Source organism: Pseudomonas sp. HP_01 (assembly GCF_055284355.1).
Genome location: NZ_JBTOPV010000034.1, coordinates 170,745 through 192,499, shown reverse-complemented (window position 1 = coordinate 192,499; position 21,755 = coordinate 170,745). Strand labels below are relative to the sequence as shown.

General features: G+C 54.4%; 20 protein-coding genes and 2 pseudogenes. 10 read left to right on the top strand and 12 right to left on the bottom strand.

From position 1 onward, the window contains the following. Positions 1-212 precede the first annotated feature (212 nt). The 3 genes and pseudogenes from ACYAR8_RS18305 to ACYAR8_RS18295 all read right to left on the bottom strand — a co-directional run bounded on the left by ACYAR8_RS18305 (position 213) and on the right by ACYAR8_RS18295 (position 2,458). Positions 213-944 carry a GntR family transcriptional regulator gene (locus ACYAR8_RS18305; protein ID WP_463580645.1) on the bottom strand — a complete coding sequence of 244 codons (732 nt, stop codon included), beginning with the start codon at positions 942-944 and terminating at the stop codon, positions 213-215. Between the two features lie 164 nt (positions 945-1,108). Beyond that, positions 1,109-1,306, bottom strand: a pseudogene (locus ACYAR8_RS18300) (IS66 family transposase); the annotation flags it as partial. 375 nt (positions 1,307-1,681) lie between these two features. After that, positions 1,682-2,458 carry an AraC family transcriptional regulator gene (locus ACYAR8_RS18295; protein WP_463580644.1) on the bottom strand — a complete coding sequence of 259 codons (777 nt, stop codon included), beginning with the start codon at positions 2,456-2,458 and terminating at the stop codon, positions 1,682-1,684. 122 nt (positions 2,459-2,580) lie between these two features. Between ACYAR8_RS18295 and ACYAR8_RS18290 the strand changes: the two genes are divergently transcribed. Further along, positions 2,581-3,771, top strand: a complete 1,191-nt coding sequence (locus ACYAR8_RS18290; protein WP_463580643.1) for an MFS transporter — start codon at positions 2,581-2,583, stop codon at positions 3,769-3,771. Between the two features lie 1,380 nt (positions 3,772-5,151). Here ACYAR8_RS18290 and ACYAR8_RS18285 read toward each other — a convergent pair. From ACYAR8_RS18285 to ACYAR8_RS18275, 3 genes are read right to left on the bottom strand one after another with little or no spacing between them, the layout of a single operon-like run. After that, complete coding sequence (locus ACYAR8_RS18285; RefSeq protein ID WP_463580699.1) at positions 5,152-5,280, bottom strand: hypothetical protein; 129 nt, start codon at positions 5,278-5,280, stop codon at positions 5,152-5,154. Next, positions 5,258-5,500: a DoxX-like family protein gene (locus ACYAR8_RS18280; RefSeq protein WP_463580698.1), complete on the bottom strand. Its 243-nt coding sequence runs from the start codon at positions 5,498-5,500 to the stop codon at positions 5,258-5,260. The genes ACYAR8_RS18285 and ACYAR8_RS18280 overlap by 23 nt, the downstream gene beginning before the upstream one ends. Positions 5,501-5,547: 47 nt before the next feature. Then, the gene (locus ACYAR8_RS18275) at positions 5,548-6,000 is read right to left on the bottom strand and encodes a thiol-disulfide oxidoreductase DCC family protein (protein ID WP_463580642.1); all 453 of its coding nucleotides are present in this window, start codon (positions 5,998-6,000) and stop codon (positions 5,548-5,550) included. A gap of 175 nt (positions 6,001-6,175) precedes the next feature. Between ACYAR8_RS18275 and ACYAR8_RS18270 the strand changes: the two genes are divergently transcribed. The 5 genes from ACYAR8_RS18270 to ACYAR8_RS18250 all read left to right on the top strand — a co-directional run bounded on the left by ACYAR8_RS18270 (position 6,176) and on the right by ACYAR8_RS18250 (position 12,963). Further along, positions 6,176-6,403, top strand: coding sequence for a hypothetical protein (locus tag ACYAR8_RS18270; RefSeq protein ID WP_463580641.1), 228 nt, complete (start codon positions 6,176-6,178; stop codon positions 6,401-6,403). Positions 6,404-6,467: 64 nt separating this feature from the next. Next, positions 6,468-8,906, top strand: coding sequence for a tellurite resistance TerB family protein (locus ACYAR8_RS18265; protein WP_463580640.1), 2,439 nt, complete (start codon positions 6,468-6,470; stop codon positions 8,904-8,906). Next, a complete protein-coding gene (locus tag ACYAR8_RS18260) occupies positions 8,903-10,198 on the top strand; it encodes an ATP-binding protein (protein ID WP_463580639.1) in 1,296 nt (431 codons plus the stop codon). Before ACYAR8_RS18265 ends, ACYAR8_RS18260 begins: the two co-directional genes overlap by 4 nt. Further along, positions 10,173-12,461, top strand: coding sequence for a DEAD/DEAH box helicase (locus ACYAR8_RS18255; protein ID WP_463580638.1), 2,289 nt, complete (start codon positions 10,173-10,175; stop codon positions 12,459-12,461). Before ACYAR8_RS18260 ends, ACYAR8_RS18255 begins: the two co-directional genes overlap by 26 nt. Before the next feature lie 322 nt (positions 12,462-12,783). After that, complete coding sequence (locus ACYAR8_RS18250; RefSeq protein ID WP_463580697.1) at positions 12,784-12,963, top strand: hypothetical protein; 180 nt, start codon at positions 12,784-12,786, stop codon at positions 12,961-12,963. A gap of 8 nt (positions 12,964-12,971) precedes the next feature. On the opposite strand, the gene ACYAR8_RS18245 is transcribed toward ACYAR8_RS18250, so the two are convergent. Next, on the bottom strand, positions 12,972-13,322 hold the full coding sequence (locus ACYAR8_RS18245) for a hypothetical protein (protein WP_463580637.1): 351 nt from the start codon (positions 13,320-13,322) through the stop codon (positions 12,972-12,974). 644 nt (positions 13,323-13,966) lie between these two features. Between ACYAR8_RS18245 and ACYAR8_RS18240 the strand changes: the two genes are divergently transcribed. Next, positions 13,967-14,095, top strand: coding sequence for a hypothetical protein (locus ACYAR8_RS18240; RefSeq protein ID WP_463580636.1), 129 nt, complete (start codon positions 13,967-13,969; stop codon positions 14,093-14,095). Between the two features lie 888 nt (positions 14,096-14,983). Beyond that, a complete protein-coding gene (locus ACYAR8_RS18235; RefSeq protein ID WP_463580635.1) occupies positions 14,984-15,931 on the top strand; it encodes an HNH endonuclease in 948 nt (315 codons plus the stop codon). Positions 15,932-15,993: 62 nt separating this feature from the next. Here ACYAR8_RS18235 and ACYAR8_RS18230 read toward each other — a convergent pair. Next, positions 15,994-16,357: pseudogene (locus ACYAR8_RS18230) on the bottom strand (histone-like nucleoid-structuring protein, MvaT/MvaU family). A gap of 232 nt (positions 16,358-16,589) precedes the next feature. Between ACYAR8_RS18230 and ACYAR8_RS18225 the strand changes: the two are divergent. Beyond that, positions 16,590-17,885 carry a hypothetical protein gene (locus ACYAR8_RS18225; RefSeq protein ID WP_463580634.1) on the top strand — a complete coding sequence of 432 codons (1,296 nt, stop codon included), beginning with the start codon at positions 16,590-16,592 and terminating at the stop codon, positions 17,883-17,885. A 10-nt stretch (positions 17,886-17,895) separates the two neighbouring features. After that, complete coding sequence (locus ACYAR8_RS18220) at positions 17,896-18,066, top strand: hypothetical protein (RefSeq protein WP_463580633.1); 171 nt, start codon at positions 17,896-17,898, stop codon at positions 18,064-18,066. A gap of 108 nt (positions 18,067-18,174) precedes the next feature. Here the strand turns inward: ACYAR8_RS18220 and ACYAR8_RS18215 are convergent, their stop codons facing one another. The 4 genes from ACYAR8_RS18215 to ACYAR8_RS18200 are packed head-to-tail and all read right to left on the bottom strand — an operon-like array spanning position 18,175 to position 21,538. After that, complete coding sequence (locus ACYAR8_RS18215; protein WP_463580632.1) at positions 18,175-18,642, bottom strand: NUDIX hydrolase; 468 nt, start codon at positions 18,640-18,642, stop codon at positions 18,175-18,177. A 25-nt stretch (positions 18,643-18,667) separates the two neighbouring features. Beyond that, the gene (locus ACYAR8_RS18210; protein ID WP_463580631.1) at positions 18,668-19,318 is read right to left on the bottom strand and encodes a DUF7002 family protein; all 651 of its coding nucleotides are present in this window, start codon (positions 19,316-19,318) and stop codon (positions 18,668-18,670) included. Positions 19,319-19,321: 3 nt separating this feature from the next. Then, entirely contained in the window at positions 19,322-20,995 is a 1,674-nt protein-coding gene (locus tag ACYAR8_RS18205; protein WP_463580630.1) for an adenylosuccinate synthetase, read from the bottom strand. Positions 20,996-20,998: 3 nt separating this feature from the next. Beyond that, a complete protein-coding gene (locus tag ACYAR8_RS18200; RefSeq protein WP_463580629.1) occupies positions 20,999-21,538 on the bottom strand; it encodes a phosphotransferase-like protein in 540 nt (179 codons plus the stop codon). Positions 21,539-21,755: the final 217 nt, after the last annotated feature.

Sequence of the window (21,755 nt, the reverse complement as noted above, 5' to 3'; positions counted from 1 at the left end):
CTAGGTTTCAGGCCATGGATCTTTAACATGCGAATGACAGTTGCGGGGTGAACGTCTGCACTGCCGGTACATCGGTCGATTATCCACTGGAGCGGCGACTTGTTTTTTCGCCCAGAGGGAGCGGTTTGGCGAAACCAACCGAACATAGTTCTTATCCTTATAGTTAAACGTATTGCAGCAAAATTCAGGTGCAGCTGGCCATATTTGAAGTCTCAGCGGATGTTTACGCTGTAGCGAAAAAACTCGGCATGCCCATGGGAGCGACGCCACTCTAATGGAGAATCGGCGTAATCACGCGCCAGTCGCTCGATCACTATCACAGGGCTGTTGACAGGAATTTGCAATAACTGCGCATGCCCCTCATCTACGGATTCTGCAGTAAGCGACTCCTCTGCATATGCGACGATCTGCCCACAGACCTTTTCATAAATTGGGTAAAGCAGCGGCCCCTCATTAGCGAGATCAATGTTCAGGAGCGCCCCAAAGCGTTCAGACGGTAGCCAGACTTCTTCGGCAAGAACCGGCCGACCGTTGAGTAAACGAACGCGAATGATTCGAATGACCGGCGCGTCGGCGGATAACGCCAAAGATTGGGCGACCTTCAATGGTGCGAATAAGGGTTCGATAGAGAGAATGCAGCTTTCCGGTACCTGACGCTCGCCGGCAGCGCTCTGGAAACGAAAGAATCGAAACAGTGAAGATTGGAAATGAGGTCGACGGACAAACGTTCCGCGTCCTTGTTGACGCTCCAGCAACCCTTCGTTGACCAGCGCATCGACTGCTTTGCGCACTGTACCTGTCGACAATTGATATTCAGTCGCCAGCGCCGCCTCTGTGGGAATGGCTTCTCCGGGGCGCCAGTGATTCTTGGCAATCTGTTGAGACAACAGATCATGAAGCCGCTGATAGAGGGGCAGACGAGTGTCGCTGGACAGAGCATTCATCGACCGATTCGCCTTTTTATATGGTCATATGTATGAATCACTGTGAAGTATTTGCCCATCCGACAAAATTTGTCAAGACCCTTGCTCTTTTAAGCCAAGTCATCGAACAACCAGTGGCCTAGGGTGTTTTCGCGCGTGCTTGCGACCGGAACCTGTCCCCCCAGTTTTCCGTTTCGTAGCGAGCCAGCGAAGAGCCAGTTCTTGCGTCCAAGAGCCCAAGGGAGTATTCGGTTCACACACCAATTGTTATCTATGGGTACGACCCCGTCATCTAAGTAGCGCGGCAGCGCTGCCCAGCGTTTCAGGCTTTAATTAATTGCTTTGCTGATGGCTGATCCTTCAGGCACAAGACTGCACTGGGCAAGCAAAATCGCCCCGTTGACCAATTCGATGCGCTAGGAATCGCCCGAACCGACGTTCACTGCTGCGAGGACATCGGATGGAAGATCGATGATGACATCTCCGCTGTCATCACTTCGATCTTGGCATTTCACGATTATTCGTACTGATTTACTGATGAGGGAAAGATCTCTCTGCATTGGCGTAAGAGCTTCGGCCCTACGCCCGCGTAGCTCCTACTGACAGCTATCGACCCACTGCGGCCAGTCATTCAGTGCCAACAATACATGGGTAAAGGCCTGTGAATGAGTAGAATTTTCTAGGTAGGGTCGCAGCGGTGAAACATCATTAAGCGAATCGAGCCAATGTTGGCTACCGCACCCGAATTCGCCGGCATTCTAGAATGACTCTTCCAGCTTTCTAAGCGAGAGATAGTTTCGCGGCGAAGTCCCAAGTACACGTTTAAACATAGTAGTGAAAGCAGCGGGATTGTCGTATCCCAATTCAAGTGCCACGGACGTGACCCTCTCTCCTGCGATGAGCCGGGGTAATGCAACGATCAAACACGCTTGCTGCCGCCAGGCGGCCAGACTCATGCCCGTTTCTCTACGAAAAAGTCGCGTGAAGGTGTGCCGACTTACCCCGAGCGCATCACTCCATTGATCAATAGTGTCATGTGGACTTGGATTCGCAAGAAAGTCACGGCAGCGTTTTGCAAGCAGGTCGTGCGCCGGAATAGGCAGCGAGAGAGGCAGTACTGACAGCTGCTTCATTTCATAGTGAATGAGTGTCATGAGCGCGCCAGCACGGCCGTCGAGATCATACGATGCTGACAGCTCCACTGCCTCAGACATCAGGCTGCGCATAAACCGAGTAATGCCAACCACTTCACAACGTGTCGGCATACTGGCCGACGCCTCCGGTTCCAGGTAAAGGCTGTACGTCGTGACCTCTCCGAGCATACGAACCTCATGAACAACGCCAGGAGGAATCCATATTCCGCGCTGCGGAGGCATCACCCAAGTGCCTTGTACAGTACGCACCATCACTGCCCCGGACGCACCGTAAAGCAACTGACCACGTTCATGATGATGGGCCGCGAGCGCATCTCCATCTGCGTACTGGTTCTCTAGTGCCAACACTGGGCGCACTACACCATCCAACGCCTCTTTCACGGCTTTCTCACATTTGGCCCACTCTGGTAAAAAATAGCTCCAATTGAAGTGGAACGCGAGTGATTCTTAGCTGAAGCTTGGATAGGTCAATTACTCAACCCTTTTCTACAAAGGATTCTCACGTGACGCACACCGCCGCTTCTCCTCCGGGCCCTACGATTTACTCAATTCTGGGAGCTATAAGCTTTTGCCATCTGCTGAACGACTTGATGCAAGCACTGCTTCCGGCAATCTATCCAATACTTAAGGGAGGGTTCGATCTAAGTTTCGCGCAGATCGGATCTTTGACTCTCACGTATCAGGTTACTGCCTCACTGCTTCAGCCCCTGATTGGACGATATACTGATCGTCATCCAACACCTTACTTACTGCCTGTCGGCATGGCCTTCACCATGACAGGCATGTTCGTTCTTGCGTTGGCGCCCACTTACATTGGCCTTTTGCTAGGCGCGGCGATGCTAGGCGCTGGGTCTTCGATCTTCCATCCCGAAGCATCACGTATTGCACACGTCGCGGCAGGCGGGGCTCATGGCTTAGCCCAATCGATTTTTCAAGTGGGTGGAAGTATCGGATCCTCGTTAGGCCCGTTGCTGGCAGCATTTTTCATACTGCCGCGAGGGCATGAAAGCTTAAGCTGTGTAGCCCTTTTGGCATTGGCCGGCATCGCTGTGCTGACTATGATAGCCAGTTGGTCTGAAAAGCATGTACCGGTGCGCCGAGATCGGGCGTCCTTTACCGATATACCTGATTTCTCGGCAAAACAGATAAAGCTCGCACTCGCTGTACTGATCGCACTCATTTTTTCTAAATTTTTTTACCTTGCCAGCATTACGAGCTATTACACCTTCTATCTGGTTAGCCACTTCCATGTCGCTGTTGAGTCAGCGCAGGTCTACCTCTTCATGTTTTTAGCGGCGTCTGCAGCGGGTGGGTTTATCGGTGGGCCTATTGGAGACCGTGTGGGACGCAAGAAAGTCATCTGGGGTTCAATACTGGGCGTTTTACCATTTACCCTTGCCCTACCCTATATGGGACTTGATGCGACGATCGGCCTTAGCTTGCTTATCGGCTTCATCTTGTCTTCTGCGTTTTCAGCCATAGTTGTATATGCCCATGAACTATTACCAGGCCGCGTTGGCATGGTCTCGGGACTTTTCTTTGGCCTGGCTTTTGGCATGGGCGGCGTTGGCTCAGCAACCCTAGGGTTACTTGCGGATTGGACAAGTATCGAATTTGTGTACAAGATTTGTTCATTTCTCCCGTTGATCGGTCTTCTCACTATCTTCCTGCCTATAAGACCTAGGCCAAACTAAAAACTTCCTGTGGATAATCGTCTACAACATGGATAAGTCGATGTATCTACGAAAGTACACGGTGAGTGCTCATCCTATTTCCGGAAACCAATACGAATACAGGATTTATTACATAGGTGATGTCAATGCGCTAAATACTCTAGCCACCACTGGTATTTGTAGAATGCATTAGAGGGGGCTGCCAGCGATCTATGGCCCCAGCAATGGTAGAGCGCCGCTTGAGTGTCAGCTTCTAGCCGATAGATGCCCTACACGAACGGCAGCTTTGGGTCGGCAGTTGCCGTTTGTAGATGACAGCCTCCGCCCAGATCCGCGCAACCTATTTTGCGGGCAGCCGTATCGAAATGAGGGCGGCGGTTTACCCACGCGAGCAGTCTAGGATGTCGTGCAGCTCAACCCACGGACGCTCGGATTTTGCTCTACTGGCTTCGCATTTGCTGGCATGAGAAAAAGGTCTCTCAGAATCATTCAGTGCTTGGCTTTCCAGGCAGTCACTGCAAATCGCTCGTCCCGCAACAATCATCCACTGAGTATTCCATTTTTCAATCCTCCACTCATTGTCCATATCCGGATCTTTTCCATGTGGGCTCTGGAGAACTGACGATACAGTCTGTACAGCTGCATTGATACGCTCGAAAACATACCTTGTTTTGAAGGTAATAACCATGTCCTGGCCACCCATAGCATGCGTTCACCACCTGCTATCGACCCACTGCAGCCGATCGTTAACGAAGGGCCACTGGCAGCGATCACTCTTATTCCGCTCATGCGGAATTGACCCAAATGGTGGTGCACCGCTGACATGCCCGTTCAAGGGCCAACAGCTCGAGTGGACGAAAACTGTGCGGCGAGTTCAAGCGCGCTACAACGCCGACCGGAATGGGGGTGTTTAGTGAAGGCGGCAGAGAACTACGAAATCGATATAAATCTGCTTACAAACTCTCGATGGACGCAGTGGTGGCCGATTGCTAGCCTTCGCAAATTATGAATGCGAGTGCTCCAATCTTGGTTCCAGTCAACGTCAAGCTCCCTTATCTGCGTCTGGCGTACCTATTATGCGGCATCGCCCTCACATTACTTGGCATTGGCGGCCTGATCTTGCACTCATGGTTCGTTGGTGGAGCGTTGGGGACGATCGGTTTGACCGCCTTGGGAAACGCTGCGTATCCCGAACGGGAGACATTCAACCGAATATGGAATGATGGCGCCTGGGTAGACTTGGTAAATCTCGTGGTGCAAGTATTGGAGTTTTTGACCTCCTAAGCCGGCAGCAAGGTGGCATTATTTCAACCGCAAGCTTTTTACTTAAATGGAATGCTGACCTTCGAGGCGCGAGACACCCAATCAGCACAAGCATCATTGCATCCTGCGCAGGCAGTTTCAATCCCGCAGGCTGGGCAGTTCAGTTAGGGGTTTTGCTCGGGTAACCCAAGCGACGGCACAAAGCGCCAACCCTGCGATATTCAGGCTGACAGGGTTAAAAGCCTCAACTAGGAGTGCGGGCTGCACCAGTGCGATATCCACAAGCAACCCCACTAAAACGATAGCGGCGATCGCCAATGGCCCATTTCCGGGGTGCGAATAGCAGTAGCGCGGCTAATGCCAGTTCCGCTACACCTGCGCCACGAGATAGCCAGGGCGCGCCCTCCAGGCCATGGGCCCGCAGCAACAGTTGCTCCCCAGGACTAAGCGCAATCAGCTTCGGCACAAGGCCATGGTAAGCAAACATGAATGCGAGACCGCCACGCCCCAGCCAATGTGCTTGGCGCATGGGGGTCATGGCTGCCCCTTGAGAAAGCGACGCTCATGATCTTGAGTCGGCATCAGGCAGACATCGTATTGGCCGAACAACCGATACCGGTTGAGCGCGATACGGTCATAAACCCAGTCCCGCAGCCAGCGTGGAAATACCTTCAGCACTTGAAGGTGGGGCCAAGGGGCCGGCAGCCGACTGATGACCTCAAGAAACGCATCCGACCTCACCCAGTATTGACGATCGCGGATAACCGCCATCGTATCGAACGTATCGACGGGTAACCCTGCCCAAGCTAGCAGCGCCTGACCTTCCTTGGACTGAACCGTGGCAAGCCGGACACGGTGGCCGCGATCATACCGGATCAAAAACTTCGCCCAGCCATTGCAAAGCTTACAGACCCCGTCGAACAAGACGACGGTTTCATCAGGCGCCAGATAGGGTGCGGGGGTGGGACGAGTCAACGACGCAGGCATAGGCAGGACTCTCGGGCGATTCAGTGGGGCATTCTAGGCGGCAGCGAATACCCCACTGAACTGTTGATCCATACAGTATCTGGAGCTACTCTAGCCGGAGAACATACGTACTCCTGACGGCAATCTTATGACCCACCCCACTCCGTGCATCGCCAACACCGCTCTAGACCGCGGTATGCCTACCGAACTCGAAAGCTACCAGCACCAGTGTCTGATGCTGTTGGACGAGCTGCAGGAAGCCTGGTCTGACATCCGAAGGTTGAAAGCTGATGCACATACCTTGATAGCCATGAACGACGGGCTCAAGGCCGAGCTAAAGGCTTTGAAGCTCGCGTCAAAAGCGCAACCGATGGTGAGTGATGTTGCGTTGGTCGGCACATTATCTCGACAGCAAGCGCGATGATTGGCGTCCGGTGAGAAAATGCAGATACTGCCACTAAGCCAGTCCATCATGATGGAAGCACTTTATGGCAAGGAAGCAGAAAAACAGCCCAGACATGGCGACGGTTGCGACCTTGATACTCATGTTGTTCGTGGTCATCGTAGCTGTCCCACGTCGGATGCGGCTCGTGGTAGCGCTTTTGGCGGGGATCGCCGGCTTCATATGGCTAGTCAAAAAGTCTTTTAGATCTTCATCAAACGACCCTCCTCGCCCGACGAAGACGATCCTCGCCGACTCAAAAGGTCAAACTAAAACCTTGTCGAATTACGAACCAAAATCAGAAATCGGTCTTGAAGTGGGCAACGCCGAAGGTGCTTGCTCGGATTTCCATGTGGTCAGGGTGAGCACACCTGAGACGCAGTTCTCGATCCCCAAGCCCAAGGAGATCGTTACCAATGCACGATGGATCGGAAAGGATGAAACCTTCTCTGTCAGAGGCCAGATTATCCACGGTGGCATGGTTTATTTCGCTGAAAAAGCAGACCGCACCTTAAACCTTGAGCCCTCGCTGATTGACGCCCAGCTGCCTGTACAGGCTGTGCACGTGGATCTAACCGAAAGGATCACCGGCTACTGGCCCAGTTACAGCGGCATCTCTCCTGCTGCAAGACGTGGCTACCTGCAGTGGCTGTCCGAAGGGCGGAGTACGCTCAATGTGGATATCGGCTACGTCTTCATTTTCTTCTATGGTCTTGAGCGTCGGGCGGTCGTTGACTCGATCACAGATGATCTAGCCCGCGCTGAGCTGCCGGCCATCGTGCAAGAGGTCAAGCGGTTAGGAGCGCTTTATGGTGAGAACGCATCGTTTCGAAACTACGCGTCCAACCTTCTGAACCACATCCAGCTCATCAGTGTGGAACCTCAGACGTACTTGAACGCACCGCCTCGAGTCGAATCGGGTGGCCTAGAAATGCCGATGTCGCTGCGTCTGGCATTGGGGCAGATGGCTTTGGACAAGCATCCGTTGAGTGCCGTTTGGGCTTTGGCATGGGTACAGTCAGACCCAAACATCAGCCGACGCACCTCAGTGAGTAGATGTGTGGATCAGTTTGAACAGCTGTTCGTCGCGCAGTATTCCACCCATCACCCAAATGGTCTTGTGCTCAACCAGAACAAGACCATGCTCAAAACGAGCTATCGCTCCGCCTCTTCCCGCTTGACTGTGCCCGACATGGCGCTGGGCAAGATACCGGATGTTTCCGTTACGTCCGCAACGCGCAACAGGCTTCAGGCCATAGTTGAAGAGTGCACGGTAATCCTAGCCCCATACAGTAGGTACCTCGGTCGCAATCCTGAAGGGGCCTCAGATCTTGAAGGTATTTTGCAGCTTCCCGTTGCCCTTTGGCCGGCAGCAGCAAAGAATGTGATCGCTGACCTGCAACGGCAGGTCGGCGAGGAGCATCTGGTCATGACCTTCGAGGATCTTGCAGGACGCTTTGGATCTGCAGGCGCTCTTCCGCGCGGAAAAATCGTCGCCTTGGCGAGAGCATTCGAGTCCTTGAATATTGGCTTCGAGCCGGACGTACTGTCCGGCAGCCGAACTCCCAAGAATCTGGACACGATCGTATTGTTCGCGGCAGGTGACGAAGACGCGAGTGCACGGACAACCTCGGCCTACCAGGCCGCAGTGGTTACGCTGGATTTAGCAAGTGCGGTCGCGGCTGCAGATGGGGTCACGTCGACTGGGGAAATGGCTCAGCTCGGGCAGCATATCGAATCTTGGAATCATCTTGGCACAGCGCATCGCAAACGGCTGAAAGCCCACTTGCAGATCCAATTTCTGCAGCCACCTACCCTGGCGAGCCTGAAGAAGAAGCTGAGCCATCTGGGCCCCGACGCCAAGCGCGCAATGGCCAGGTTTCTCGCTCATCTCGCTCAAGCTGAAGGAAACGTTTCGCCGCAGGAAGTCCGGCTGCTGGAACGCGTCTATAAAACTCTGGAGCTGGATCCCCAGTTGCTTTACGGGGACTTACACGGCGCAGCCATCACCCCTCCTCAAAATATCTCCACGGCGCCCAGATTTGGTGCCTTGCCTAGTTCCGACCAGACCGGTGAGATGCCAGGCAATTCTGCCGCCACCCAAAGCTTCAATCTGGACATGGATAAAATTGCGCAGCTCCAGCGCGAAACGGCAGTGGTGTCAGCGTTGCTGGCCGAAGTATTCAGCGATGAATTTCCAGAACCGCCTGCCATCGTGGACAGCATCAAGGATCAGCCCACTGACCATGCAGCGACCGTACATGGGCTCGACACAGAGCACTCCGCGTTTCTGCGAATGATCGTGTCACGCCGCGAATGGAGCCGCCAGGAGCTGGAAGATGTGGCCACAGATATGGAGCTCATGCTGGATGGCGCTCTGGAGCAAATCAACGACATGGCGTTTGAGCGATTCGACATGCCAGTCTCTGAGGGGGATGACCCCATCGAGATCAACCCGGATATCCTGGAAGAATTAGCCCTATGAGCACGATACGCCCAAAGGATCGCGATGCGGTCATCCAGTCATTGCGAGCCGGTGTAGTCCCTCGTGCGGGCCAGCATCTTATTCAGGTGGGTCGAGCGGGTGAGCTCGACGCCCTTCTCAAAGACATAGATCGACTCGCTGACGGCGGCTCCGCCTTCAGGATTGTTGTAGGCGAATATGGGGCCGGGAAAACCTTTTTCCTTAACCTTGTCCGGGGCATTGCGATGGAGCGAAAGCTGGTCACAATGCACGCCGATTTAAACCCAGACCGCCGGCTGCATGCGTCAGGCGGACAAGCACGCTCCCTCTATGCAGAGCTTGCTAAAAACATGTCCACCCGGACGAAACCGGACGGTGGTGCGCTGCAGGGTATCGTTGAAAAATTCATTTCCCAGACTAAATCGGAAGCGAAAACTCGGGGCGTCGAGAGCGAAGTCGTTATTAGAGAATTCCTCGCCGATCTCACTGAGATGGTGAACGGCTACGACTTCGCTGACGTCATTGCCAAGTATTGCCAAGGGTTTGAACAAGGCAACGAACAGCTCAAGGCGGATGCCATCCGGTGGCTTCGAGGCGAGTTCACTACCAGGACTGATGCACGTGCGGCGCTCGGTGTCCGAACCATCATTGCTGACGCATCGGTCTACGATCAGTTGAAGTTGCTTTCGCGGTTCGTACGCCTGGCGGGGTTTGGCGGCCTCATGATTTGCCTGGACGAGCTCGTAAATCTATACAAGCTCGCGAACACCCAGGCACGCAACGCCAACTACGAGCAGATCTTGCGGATTCTGAATGACTCCCTACAAGGCTCGACCGACGGCCTTGGCTTCGTCCTTGGCGGTACGCCTGAGTTTCTGATGGATACCCGGCGCGGACTTTACAGCTACCCCGCCTTGCAATCCCGGCTTGCCGAAAACACGTTCGCCATATCTGGACTGATCGACCTGTCGGGGCCGGTCATCCGCCTAAGCAGCCTGACTCCAGAAGACTTCTACGTACTGCTTCAAAAGCTGCGCAACGTTTATGCCTACGGTGACCCGGACAAATTCCTGATGCCTGACGAGGCGATCCCTGCATTCATGGCGCACTGTAACCAACGGTTGGGTGAGGCCTACTTCCGCACTCCACGCACAACCATCACAGCCTTCATCAACCTGCTCGCAGTGCTGGAGCAGAACCCTGGAGCGGACTGGCGTGCCTTGGTGGGGGCCGCTCAGATTGCCCAGGATGATGGCGGCAAGCAGGATTTAAGCATCGAGGCAGACGATGAGCTCACAACCTTCAAACTCTGAATCCTCTTCTTTCGAGCGCCTGCACCCCGACGTTCAACAGTGGGTCTGGGCCCAGGGATGGACGGCGTTAAGGGACGCACAGGAATGGGCAATTTCCGCGCTGGTCGATGCTGATCGGGATGTGATTATCGCCGCCTCAACAGCTGCCGGGAAAACTGAGGCCGCATTCCTGCCCATCCTCACTAACCTGCTGGCGCACCAAGACCCAGCTGGGGCCGTCCTCTATATCAGCCCACTAAAGGCACTCATCAACGATCAATGGGACAGGCTGAGTCGACTCTGTGAGCAGTTGGATCTTCCCGTCGTCGCATGGCACGGGGATGTGTCTGCCAGCAAAAAACACAAGTTTCTCAAGTCCCCCAAGGGCGTCTTGCTGATCACCCCAGAGTCGCTTGAGGCGCTGTTCGTCAACAGAGGCTCCAGCCTGATGGCCCTGTTCCAGAACCTGCGCTATATCGTGGTCGACGAGCTGCATGCCTTCATTGGCAGCGAGCGTGGCAAGCAGCTCCAGTCATTGATGCAGCGAGTCGAGCTTGTAGCCGGAAAAACCCTGCCGAGAGTCGGCTTGTCCGCCACGCTGGGAGACATGTCGCTGGCGAGTGAGTTTCTCAGACCCGGGCATCCAGAGCGGGTGCAGGTGATTGAATCGAAATCATCTGGCCAGAATCTTCAGGTGCAAGTGCGCGGCTATATGATGCCGCCGATGCAAAAGTTGCGTGCTGTCGAAGTACCGAATGCCGACCCTGATCAGAACCGTGAGGAAGAGGAGGAAGAAGACGAGTCCGGCTCTAGACATGCCATCGCCGCACACATGTACAAGGTGCTGCGCGGCAGTAACAATTTGGTTTTCCCGAACAGTCGGCAGGAGGTGGAGTGGTACGCAGATCGCCTACGTCGCCTCTGCGAAATCAGCGGTATGCCCAATGAATTCCTGCCTCATCACGGCAGCCTTTCGAAAGATCTTCGAGAAGACACGGAGCGTGCGCTCAAAGCAGGTACACCGCCAGCAACCGCCGTGTGCACCACTACCCTGGAACTTGGCATAGACATCGGCAACATCAAGACAGTTGTCCAGATAGGTTCGCCTCCATCGGTTGCAAGCCTGCGCCAACGCCTAGGCAGGTCAGGCCGCCGCAACGACGAACCCGCCACTCTCCGGGCCTACTGTCAGGAACGGGAGCTGACTGACCAATCTTTATTGTCAGACCTGCTACGCCAGAACCTCGTCCAAACCATCGCGATGATCAGGCTACTAATTGGCAACTGGTTCGAGCCGCCCAGGGCTGAGGGCTTGCACGCCTCGACTCTGGTGCAACAGATTCTGTCAGTGATCGCACAGCAAGGAGGCGCCAGCGCTGCCCACCTGTGGGGTGGGCTTGTTGGAAGCGGGACATTCAAAAGCATTTCCAAGACTGATTTCTTCTCCCTACTGAAAGGTCTCGGCGAGAAGAAATTGATTGTGCAGGACAGCTCAGGTCTGTTGCTTCCAGGAGAGATCGGCGAACGACTCATCAACCATTACGAGTTCTACAGTGCTTTCACCAGCGACGAAGAATTCAGGCTGGTAAGAGAGGGCAAACCGCTTGGCTCAATACCTGTTAGTAGGCCTCTGATGAAAGGCCAGCGAATCATCTTTGGTGGTCGGCGTTGGCGGGTACTGGATGTCGATATCGAAAAAAAGGTGATCGTCGTCACTGCAGCCCGAGGCGGTCAGCCACCCCAATTCGACGGGCTAGGTGCAATGGTACACGATCATGTCCGCGAGGAAATGCGCGCTGTACTCACCGAAACGACGCCCTGCCCCTTCATCGATAGCAAAGCACAGGAATTGCTCAGCGAAGCCCGGAAGTCATTCGGCTCACTCGGCCTTGCAGACAAATTCACCTATGGGTCTGACTCGAAAACTCATCTAGTGACTTGGCGTGGTGACCAAACCAACGACGCTCTGGTACTCATGTTCAACCATGTAGGAATGGCTTGCGAGAGCTCAGGCCTTGCGTTGTCGGTCGGCGGCTCACAAAAAAATGTCGCTGACGCACTTGCCAAAATCGCCGAGCTAGACCCGGACGATATCGAGGCGTTGCTGGAAGGAGTGGAAAATCTCGTTAGGGAAAAATGGGATTGGGCTCTGCCCCGCTCACTGCTCATGAAATCGTACGCGTCATCTCAGCTGAATTTCAAAGGGGCTGTTGAGTTTGCAAAATGCTTTAGCATGCGCCGGCTGCACGGTGACACCACTTTTTCGAGCACTACCGTCCACTAGGTTAGCCATCGGCAGCAAAGCAAGAGTTTGCTATGGCAGTTATAAGCAGCCATTTGCCGACCGAATTTCACCTATGGAAAACCTGAGGTCACCACTTGCCGCCAATGGCAATGGCCGACCTTTGCGGGAGACAGTCGGTTTGCTTGCAGACTTGCGGCTTCCTCGCCCTGCCAGGATGTACATCTTGCCTTGGGTCTCAAAAAAGCGATCTTCGAATGTGAAACCTGGAAGAACTCCTTGGGTTGGCAATTATCCAGATCGCGAGTCGATACAGGCAGGGTTGTGTAAAATCCCGCACTGATAGCCAGACCGAACCCAAAGCCTGTTCTGGCGGGACTTGCTGCCTGAAAAGAAAATGGAGATGGATCGGGAACACTATTATGCGGCAGAGCTGCAAAAGCCCGGGCCTATCACTCACGTTCGGCTGAAAATTTTTCCCGAGGGCAGTGTGAGCCGCCTTCGGCCATTGTGCAGGTCATCCGTGGCCAAGCGCACCAGGTAGGCCCCCAATCAAATTCCCAAATCGCTGGCGAGGCGATTGTCGACAACCGCAGCTGACGCCACTGAATGCGCAATGGCATGACGCTGCAAAACTCGGTAAAGATGTTCTCTTAGCGGGGCCCGTAGCGAGACATAATCATCCGTAGCTATTCCGGTTGGGTTCTCGCTAACACCGAACGCGATGCTAAGCGCCTCTACGCCTCCTTCGTCGACATCTCCAGCATGAAGCCGATAAAGCGGGAAGTATCCTGGAGGCCGCCTATAGGTGCGAATAGCCTGAGAAAGCAGCACGACAAATCCATCCTTCGTCAGGCTTCGTTGCACCCCTCTCCAAATCTCCAACTCCAAACGATAATCCAATTTCCATCTCCTCAAATTTTAGGCGCACTGACCCGATTCAGTGCTTTGCTAGGCGATGGAAATTTTTTGTTTTTTGAGATTGTTGTTTGAAGTCAAGGAGCAAGCGTCGGCTTCGCCGCCGAACGCCGATCCCCCTGCCCTGCACTGCTATGCCGCCGCGGCAGGTGTTCAATCCAGCACAGGAGGAGCAAGATCACAAGCAAGGCAAAAGCCTGAAAAGCACAAGCCAAACCGCCGGCATCCTGCTGTATGGAGGTGTCAGGACTACCACTGCTTTTCTTTTGCTCTCAAATATAAGAACTCCGTCTCGTTTAAAAATTTTCAAGTGGGGGGGGTGGAAAAAAATATGAACTTGCCGACGAACGGTAGTCTCACATTCTCACGCTTGGGCCTTGCAGAAAGAACCTTAAATCTATATGTTGTGCCTAAGCCAAGTATTTACCACTACATGGTGTGCCAATACCTCCGCCAGCGGTCGTGGATATCTAAGCAAGCTATGTGGAGGATTGACGTATGCCTGACCAACGAGCTAGCTGTAAGAATGCAGTTATCCAAAGCCGTCTTATGCCTGTTGGAAGATCCAGCTGAAGCAACGAATCTTCTGCTTCATCCACCCTCAATTTTCCACATCAAGGAATATCCCCATGCCACTGAAACCAGGCCCCAAGCCCATCGCCGAATCGACCGGCAAAGTCGATCAACGGCGCCGCGACAACAAAGAAACGCCGCGTAATAACCCCGACCTAAAGCCAAGCAAACCGCCAAAAAAATAGCTTTTCGCTGGCAATTGCTGCCCTTGGGGCAGCTATTGCCATTGGCAATTTAGCCAATGAATAAAGGGCTTTAGAATTCATACCATCGACGTTGGTAGCCACAGAGTTCCGAGGCTGCCCAACCCTCACTGCCTACAGCTTTCGACTACGCAGGGAGGACAACCAGACTGGCCAGAAGCTTCATTGGTTAAACCTAGCGGGTGGTCTGTTCCGATATGTCTTAGGACAGTTTATGGACGTAATGGCTGAGCTACCCTCATGCACTGGCACTGGGAGTTAGGATGGTTAGTCACCAACTTGCGCATGTTTGTCGTGTGACACCCATTACTTCAGATACATCAGTGCCCCCTACTACATCAAGTGTCGCTTCAATCAACATGGCGTCAGGCGGCACAGCGGACATCTGCCCATGCGCGCTCAACGGCTTCTCTGGCTTAGCGGCCCATCTTAAAAACTTCAGCGCAAGATGGCCAGGTTGGCCAACGCCTCCCACTGCATCGTCAGACCTTGGGGGAATGGGACATCCACTGTGGGAAAACCCCCGGAAAGAATTAAGCGCTCAGTCTTCTACGACTCGATGAGCCGAAATCTGAGCAGCCTACCAACACCTGCGCACGGTGCCATTATCAAGATATCTCCGCCCCCCCCCCCGAGCTAGAGCCTATGGGCACCAGCAGTGGTGTATTACCCAGATTATCTGCTAAATCGATATTATATCGACCAAGGCCTTGATTTACCGCGGAACGCCATTGTATATGACGGCCGAGGGCGACGAGAAACCCGTTTAGACCCCGGGAGGCTTAGGCCCGGAAAGTCGAACTGCGAATCGTGATGCACCCTCAGTCCTGCCTGAAGCTTGTTCACTTGTATCCAGATGGAGATGGAACGTTGGCTCGCCCTGCAATCCCTGCTGAAATTCGACGCGCCGTGCTGGTGGAAAGTGGCCACCGCTGCGCCATACCTCGGTGCAACCAGACAGAACTGGATGTGCATCACATCGTGCCGTGGGAAGAGTGCAAAGCACATGAGTACTCCAACCTGATTGCGCTGTGCCCCACCTGTCATCGCAGGGCCCACAAAGACGAGATCGATCGAAAGTCGCTTCGGCTCTACAAGGAAAATCTGGCCAAAGAATTCGGTCAGCACGACAACGGCATGTTTCAGGCGGATGTAGTCGAAGTCCGTCGACGACTCGTTGAGGAAAATCACGGCGTGCCGGGCTTTTCATTCCAATTCGATTTTCCCGATTTCCCTTCTGCCGTGGAGAGGATTGTTTCCCGAAACATCGAGGCGTGGGGATATGAGCTGCTGGCGGGACTACAGGAGACTCAAGCTCAAAATGATCTAGATCCTGAGATCGCCAACTACCCATTTTCGCATCTCAAAAATCAGCTCACCGGGCATTATCACGTTGTCCGCAGGGATGAGCGTGTCATCAGTATTCTTTACACGATTGACTTTTATCACTCTGGTGCTGCGCATGGCGGACGAAGCAGCACGGCCACCAACTATCTGGTCAGGCCCTTCCGGCCGATAACCCTGGATTACTTGCTTGGTGATATCGAGCACCTGCCTGCTCTCGCGGATTACATCAGGGAAAGGCTGTCGGACACAGGTGAGTATGAAGACGATTGGCTGTCCATGGGCACGCAGCCCATCGTGGAAAATTTCTCGCTGTTCAACATTGAGCGGTATGGGCTAACTTTCACCTTCCCCGAATACAGCATCGCCTGCTTTGCTGCTGGCGAGCAGAAGCTGTGGGTAGGCTTCGACAGCCTGGCGGCGTTCTTTGACCCCCAGGCGCTTGCAAGCATCCAGGCAATCGAAAGGTACTGACTGACCGACGCGCTTTGGATACAAAAAAGCCGCCGATGGCGGCCTTTTCTCCCGCTCTACCATCACCGCGTCACCCAAGACTCAATCTCATCGTTGCGATATTCGCCTTTCCACATTTTCAGCGTTTTATAGTTGCCGGCTTTTGGCTCGACCACCTCGCCGTTATGCGGGTTCTTATACACCTTAATCGACCGAGCTTTGCGGGTAACCTTGCGACTGCCGACGTAGCTTTGCGATTGCTCGCATGGGGATCGAATGTTCACGATATCGCGCAGGTTGAGGTTTTATTCGCCCAGCAAGTTGCGCAGCTTGGTTTCGAATTCGATGTCCTTCTGAAGCCCCGAGTTATTCTTCATGGAACTCCAACTCCCCGAGCTGGTTTGCCAACTGCTGCTCCAACTTCCAAAACTCTGCCAAACGAGAGATGTAAAACTCCTTGCGTTAAGGGTGACGCTTACCGAGTCATCCTAGTTAATAGATCAGGCTCAGTCATCCGCGCGCAATGGCGTGAGGCCTTGAAAGCGGGACAAGCCGGACTCTGAAGCCTGAGTACTTATTGTTCGCTAGGTTACTACCTTGTTATTTCGATATGATGGCCACACCCCGAGTGAGCGCCGCCCTCCCTGCCGCGCCGATACAGTAAAAGGATGTTCTGGTCATGGCCGTTGACAGTCAATTCAGACTTTTTACCTCCAGGTTTTTTTCGAGCCCCCTCGGTTCAATCGTCCTAACCCTGTTCTCAGTGCTGAGTGCGGGCTACATCTCGGTCTGCAGCTCCCCGATCTATGCCCAATGTCAGGAGCTGTTGGGCATGAGGCCCGAGAATACCGACCCGCCGAAGACCTACTGGCACTTAATTATTGCGCTGATCCTGACTGTGGGGGCACTGTTAATGGTCTGGCTTCGTGAGCGAGGATTGGCGGACTTGGCGTTGCGCAAAGAGGCCGAGCTCACGGTGCTTGCGGCGCAGAAAGAGGCCCTGCTCAAGCAAGAGAACACCGCGATGGAGGGCCGATTGACCAGCCTCCCCCCTCGTCAGTTCATGAACGATTACGTCGAAACACTTCGCGAAATTGGCAAGCTCAGAAGGCTGACCAAGAACGAGATGGCCTCGCTGAGTGACGAGGTCATTATCAAACGCATGCAAACCATGATGTCCGGCGTGCTCAGCTTGGCCAGAACATGGGACGACATATCAGCCTCTTATAGGTTCGTGACGTACCACGCCAACATCATGCGCGTGCTTTACAGCGATGAAATCGCCATTTCTCCCATTGTCGACCTGGGACTTGAAGACCCTGCCACTGCGGATCCAGCCGGGGCCCAGGTGGCTCAGGCCGAAGCAGTGGGAACCATCGACGACAAGCAGAGCCTGGAGGACTGGATTCTTCAATACGAGTTTTTCCTTCACAACCAATCGTACGAAGTGGCTGTGCAGCGCTGTACAGGCATCCTGTTCATCCAAGACAAGGGGTTTTCAGTCGAATCACTGCACCCCGACCAGCCAGACTCGAGCGTTGAGCAGATCTGCCTGCCCTTCACGTACAAACAGGATTTTCTGCACACCTATCATCAGCCGAACCTGCCTGGGGCCCCACAAGCTGCCGCAACCGGCCAGCCCATCTACTTGGCGGACGTACAGGCGGCGGTCAAGCGATGGTTTGAGGCTGAAAAGAAGAAGGACAAAGAAATCAGTCCGCGTTACGAAGAGCAAATCACCCGCTACTATCAGAACTTGGAACACGCAAAATCGCTAATCAGCCTACCGATTTACTATAAGGAAAAACTGATGGGTGTGCTGAACGTCAGCAGAAGTCTTGAAGAAATGCTGACAACCAAGGATCGTGCCGAACTGTTCGTGCAGCTTATGAACCCTGTTTGCTACCACCTTGGTAAGATGCTAGCATCATTAGAAGATCGCTATGTCGATCAGGATGGCGTTACGCCCGAATAGGAGATTGATGATGAGAACTGAGCTACGAGCGAAACTGGTTCGCAAGCCGACACGCTCCAACTCCACCGAGCGCCGTGAACTCACCGGCGAAGAGGTTCGTGAATCTCTGGCCGCACGTGCTCGCAAGATGCTCAACGGCGAGGTTGTTGCCTCAAGCAGTTGGAGCCTGCAAAGCCTCTAAACCCTCCGTGACTGCGATCACTCGAAAAGCCGCCTCCGGGCGGCTTTTTTTGTGCTGGATGCTTTTGCGCGACCAAGCCGATCACACTGACCGGTCATTGGCCCCCCATCAAGGCTCATCCGCCGCCATGAGCAAGACGCTGCTAAACAGCGTGGACAAATCCGGCGGAAAAATCTCTTCCCGGCAAGCTGCAAGTTCCGCTGATGACCACCACCTCGCCTCACACACGGCATCGCGCTCTCGCTCACTCCACTCGGCGCAGGAGCAATGTTCGGCATCCGAGCGCACCACATAGAATTTTTCGGTCGCAAGCACATACTCGCCATCAGCCATCTGCCATTGAAACTCCCTGCGCGCGACGCAGCGCCCCACGGATGGGACGGCAATGCCAGTCTCCTCAAAAAGCTCACGAACCGCCGCCGCCTCAAACGACTCGTTTTCCTTGAGCTTTCCGCCGGGTGTCGCCCAGTAGCTCCTGCCCGCCAAGGCACCTGCATGGTAGTGAACCTTGAACAGCAGCAGTCGAATATCCGAACTGATCACTAACACACGAGCGGCTAAACGCTTTCGCGGCATGTCTTCCCCGCCCCATAGATGTGCTTTAACCAATGACGTCTAGTACCTCACTGCCCTGCATCCTGCGAACGTCCACCACATACTTTGCGATGTCGGGAACGGCATAATCGACAACTAGCTCGACAACAGGCTTTACAGGTTTTCCAGTGCGCGTCACCGGATAGTCCGCAATTCTGCAGAAGACGTCCGTGCTGCGACGGTGCGGCATGGGCCAGGTATTGCCCGAGTTCATGTGACAAAGCCAGATGGCCTCGGCATAGGCGGGGATGAAGCTCGACGAATCGAGCGTTAGGACGTCATGTTCAAGTTTTCGATAGTCGCGAGCGCCGAGCAAAACGTGAAGGCGCGCCTCCTCCGCCCAGAAAAAGACCTTGCGGTTGATCAGCTCATACCACTGACGCGGGGTCGTGCCATTTGTGAGCGCTTTAATCAGCCGGTCTTCTGGCATGGGCTTCTGATCGCGAAGCACGATGTTGGAGGGGTCACCTGCCTTTACATCCATCTTGTGACCGCGATGCTCACTCTCATACTGAGCGCGCGCACCATCCCCCACTGCGAGGTGATCCAAGACCGCCGTAGTGCTCATCAATCCAAGCGTGCGAATGCTATCCCAAGCCCCACGCTCGGCCATGTGATACACGCGAGGGTAAAGCTCGATCAGCTTATTCAGATCCATCTGTCATCTCCTGTCAGAACGTGCAGTCCAGTTCCGCCGGTCAATCAGCGAGCGTAAATCGCTTGCACCGGAGTCTTTGGAAAATCGGGTATTGATCAGCGAAACGGGGGCTTGGGAAACACGCTCCAGCTCCTCGACGAATTTGATCGTCTCCGGATCGAGCTGCTCGAACCTGCGCGCCTTGCTATTGGAGGACTTAAGATAATCGGCAAATGTCAGGACGATATCCGTTGGGGCATTCAGGGCGCACGCTTTTCGAAATTGATCCCATTCGAACCATCCGACCCGCCGGCTGCGCTTGGTGGTGGAGGTTTTCTCGGCAGCGTTCAGTGCATCGGCTTCAAGACCCGCAAATGCGGCGATGGCATCAAAAGTGGTCGCATGTTTGAGCGTGCCGGAGGTATGGCCAGCCTCACCATCCGGGTCGCCGACACGAATAGGCATGGGCCGAATCACCATTAGTATCTTGCGGATCCTGCTGGGCGATATCCCAGCCTCAGCCAAGCATCCCGCAACGTTCGTGTCCCTGGACGTCACATGAGGGTAATCACCGTGGAAAATACTCAACCCGCTACCCTGGGTGCCCTCCAGCAAAATTGAATGGCCGCTGCTGTAGGCCTCCTCCAAACGGTCTAACGTGCAACCGTGGTAATTCCCGGGAGTGCCAACGTATGGACGAAGCTCCTCAACATCTCGTGCGAGCCGGATCTCCTTACCCCTGCTCAAAATACGCCGGGCAGCGGCTGCTCCACTTCCGCTGCCTGTTGATGCAATGGTCGAGACCAGATGCCCACCCCTCTCCGTAGCGATATCATCCTCATCGATTATCGTGGCCTGCGGATCAATGAAAAGACGATCTTCACCAATACCGCACTCATTGATTTCCTTCAAAAGCCCAGGTAGATGAATCGTCATGCCAGGGCCGAGAAGCAAACGTGCCGTCACATCTCGCGAACCTGAGGGCAGATGGTGGTAGATATAGGGGCCAGCAGAACTAGCAACCGTATGTCCGGCATTGGGCCCACCGACGCGGATCATTACGTCGTACTCGCGCGCAAGGTAGGAGACAATATTGCCCTTCCCTTCGCTGCCGTACTGCCCGCCGATCAGCACATCCACGCATCTAATTTCGGGCGGCGTGTACAAATGCAGCCGCGCGGCCACCCGTACAAGCGTGTCGTTGGAGTCCGAACGCTCGGTGTAGACCCGCACGTCCGCATCATCCTTGAGCGCCTGGATATCTGCCTGCTCCTTGAGTTGGTTTACCTCATCGTAGGACAATGGATTGGCTTGTCCCTCGATTCGCTTTGCGTAACGCGCATGGAGCGTTGCGTCGCTTGCATAGAGGTGCACATGCACTAGGTTCGCTCCAAAGGCCTGTCGAAAATCCAATACCTGCGCGGGGGTATTCAGGTGATCAACCACTAAAGGACGGCCACCTTTTTCCTGCTCGCACATTGCTCGGGTTTCCCGAAGCATCCACTGATCAATTTCTTCCGCTTCGTGACGACGATCAGAGATGTCGGGTTGCGCGATACGAAGGCGCCAGTCGGGATCATCGATGGCTCGACGATCGAAAACCACGGTGAAGCCGAATTCCTTCTCCAACAAGCTGGCCAATCCACTCTTGCCGCTACAGGTCTTGCCGCTGATCACCACGATCTGCCGAGTTTCCATGTGCTACATCTCCCAGACTTTCATTATCTGATCCGCAATTCGAAACGGGGTGTACGTATGTGTATCGAGAACTATGTCCGCAAAACCGGAGAGCGAACGTGCGCTCTGCTCATTGGGATGCGCCACGCTGGCGATGTATTCGTTGAGATCAGCTGTGCCGCGTGCAACGTACCTCTGCTGCAGGACAGACTCGGGCGCGCAGATGTGTACGTGTTTCACCGCATCGCCGAAACGGATTCTGAATAACTCAACCTGACGGGGCTTGCGCACGGCATCCAGCAACCAGTTCTCAACGGCTGGCCGACCGTGGATGGCCGGGCTTGCCACAGATTCTATGAGCCAGGAGAAGTCAGTCGACATATCGAGGGAGTCACCGAGCTCTTGGAGGCGATGACGATCAAGTGGCTCATTGCGGGCAGCCAACTGCGCGCGCAGAAAGGAGCCACTGCTGATGGAAACAAACCCATGGAATTCTTTTAGGGCGGCAGAAATTGACGTCTTGCCACTCGCAATCGGGCCACTTAGAAGAAGTATTCGCTTCACATTTAGACGATCCCTGTCTCGCTAAATCAATTTAGCGCTAAAGCGTAGCTTAATCGGCGAAAAGGATCGGAATTTTCAATCCGCAGCCAAGCAAGCCCGCGCCCAGTGGTGCTGACATACGTAGTTTTACGCCGCTGCTGCGACGATGAGCGTCCCATCCCGGCCGTAAGAAGGGATCACCGATCGGTGATTCTGAGCTGGCCTCGCTAGCTGCCCG

Coding starts and splice junctions, on each gene's coding strand:
- ACYAR8_RS18210 (WP_463580631.1), bottom strand. CDS start 19,318: ATGGATCTGAATAAGCTGATCGAGCTTTACCCTCGCGTGTATCACATG.
- ACYAR8_RS18280 (WP_463580698.1), bottom strand. CDS start 5,500: ATGTTTGCTTACCATGGCCTTGTGCCGAAGCTGATTGCGCTTAGTCCT.
- ACYAR8_RS18275 (WP_463580642.1), bottom strand. CDS start 6,000: ATGCCTGCGTCGTTGACTCGTCCCACCCCCGCACCCTATCTGGCGCCT.
- ACYAR8_RS18215 (WP_463580632.1), bottom strand. CDS start 18,642: ATGCCGCGAAAGCGTTTAGCCGCTCGTGTGTTAGTGATCAGTTCGGAT.
- ACYAR8_RS18220 (WP_463580633.1), top strand. CDS start 17,896: ATGAGAACTGAGCTACGAGCGAAACTGGTTCGCAAGCCGACACGCTCC.
- ACYAR8_RS18265 (WP_463580640.1), top strand. CDS start 6,468: ATGGCAAGGAAGCAGAAAAACAGCCCAGACATGGCGACGGTTGCGACC.
- ACYAR8_RS18270 (WP_463580641.1), top strand. CDS start 6,176: ATGCCTACCGAACTCGAAAGCTACCAGCACCAGTGTCTGATGCTGTTG.
- ACYAR8_RS18240 (WP_463580636.1), top strand. CDS start 13,967: ATGCCACTGAAACCAGGCCCCAAGCCCATCGCCGAATCGACCGGCAAA.
- ACYAR8_RS18205 (WP_463580630.1), bottom strand. CDS start 20,995: ATGGAAACTCGGCAGATCGTGGTGATCAGCGGCAAGACCTGTAGCGGC.
- ACYAR8_RS18305 (WP_463580645.1), bottom strand. CDS start 944: ATGAATGCTCTGTCCAGCGACACTCGTCTGCCCCTCTATCAGCGGCTT.
- ACYAR8_RS18225 (WP_463580634.1), top strand. CDS start 16,590: ATGGCCGTTGACAGTCAATTCAGACTTTTTACCTCCAGGTTTTTTTCG.
- ACYAR8_RS18255 (WP_463580638.1), top strand. CDS start 10,173: ATGAGCTCACAACCTTCAAACTCTGAATCCTCTTCTTTCGAGCGCCTG.
- ACYAR8_RS18260 (WP_463580639.1), top strand. CDS start 8,903: ATGAGCACGATACGCCCAAAGGATCGCGATGCGGTCATCCAGTCATTG.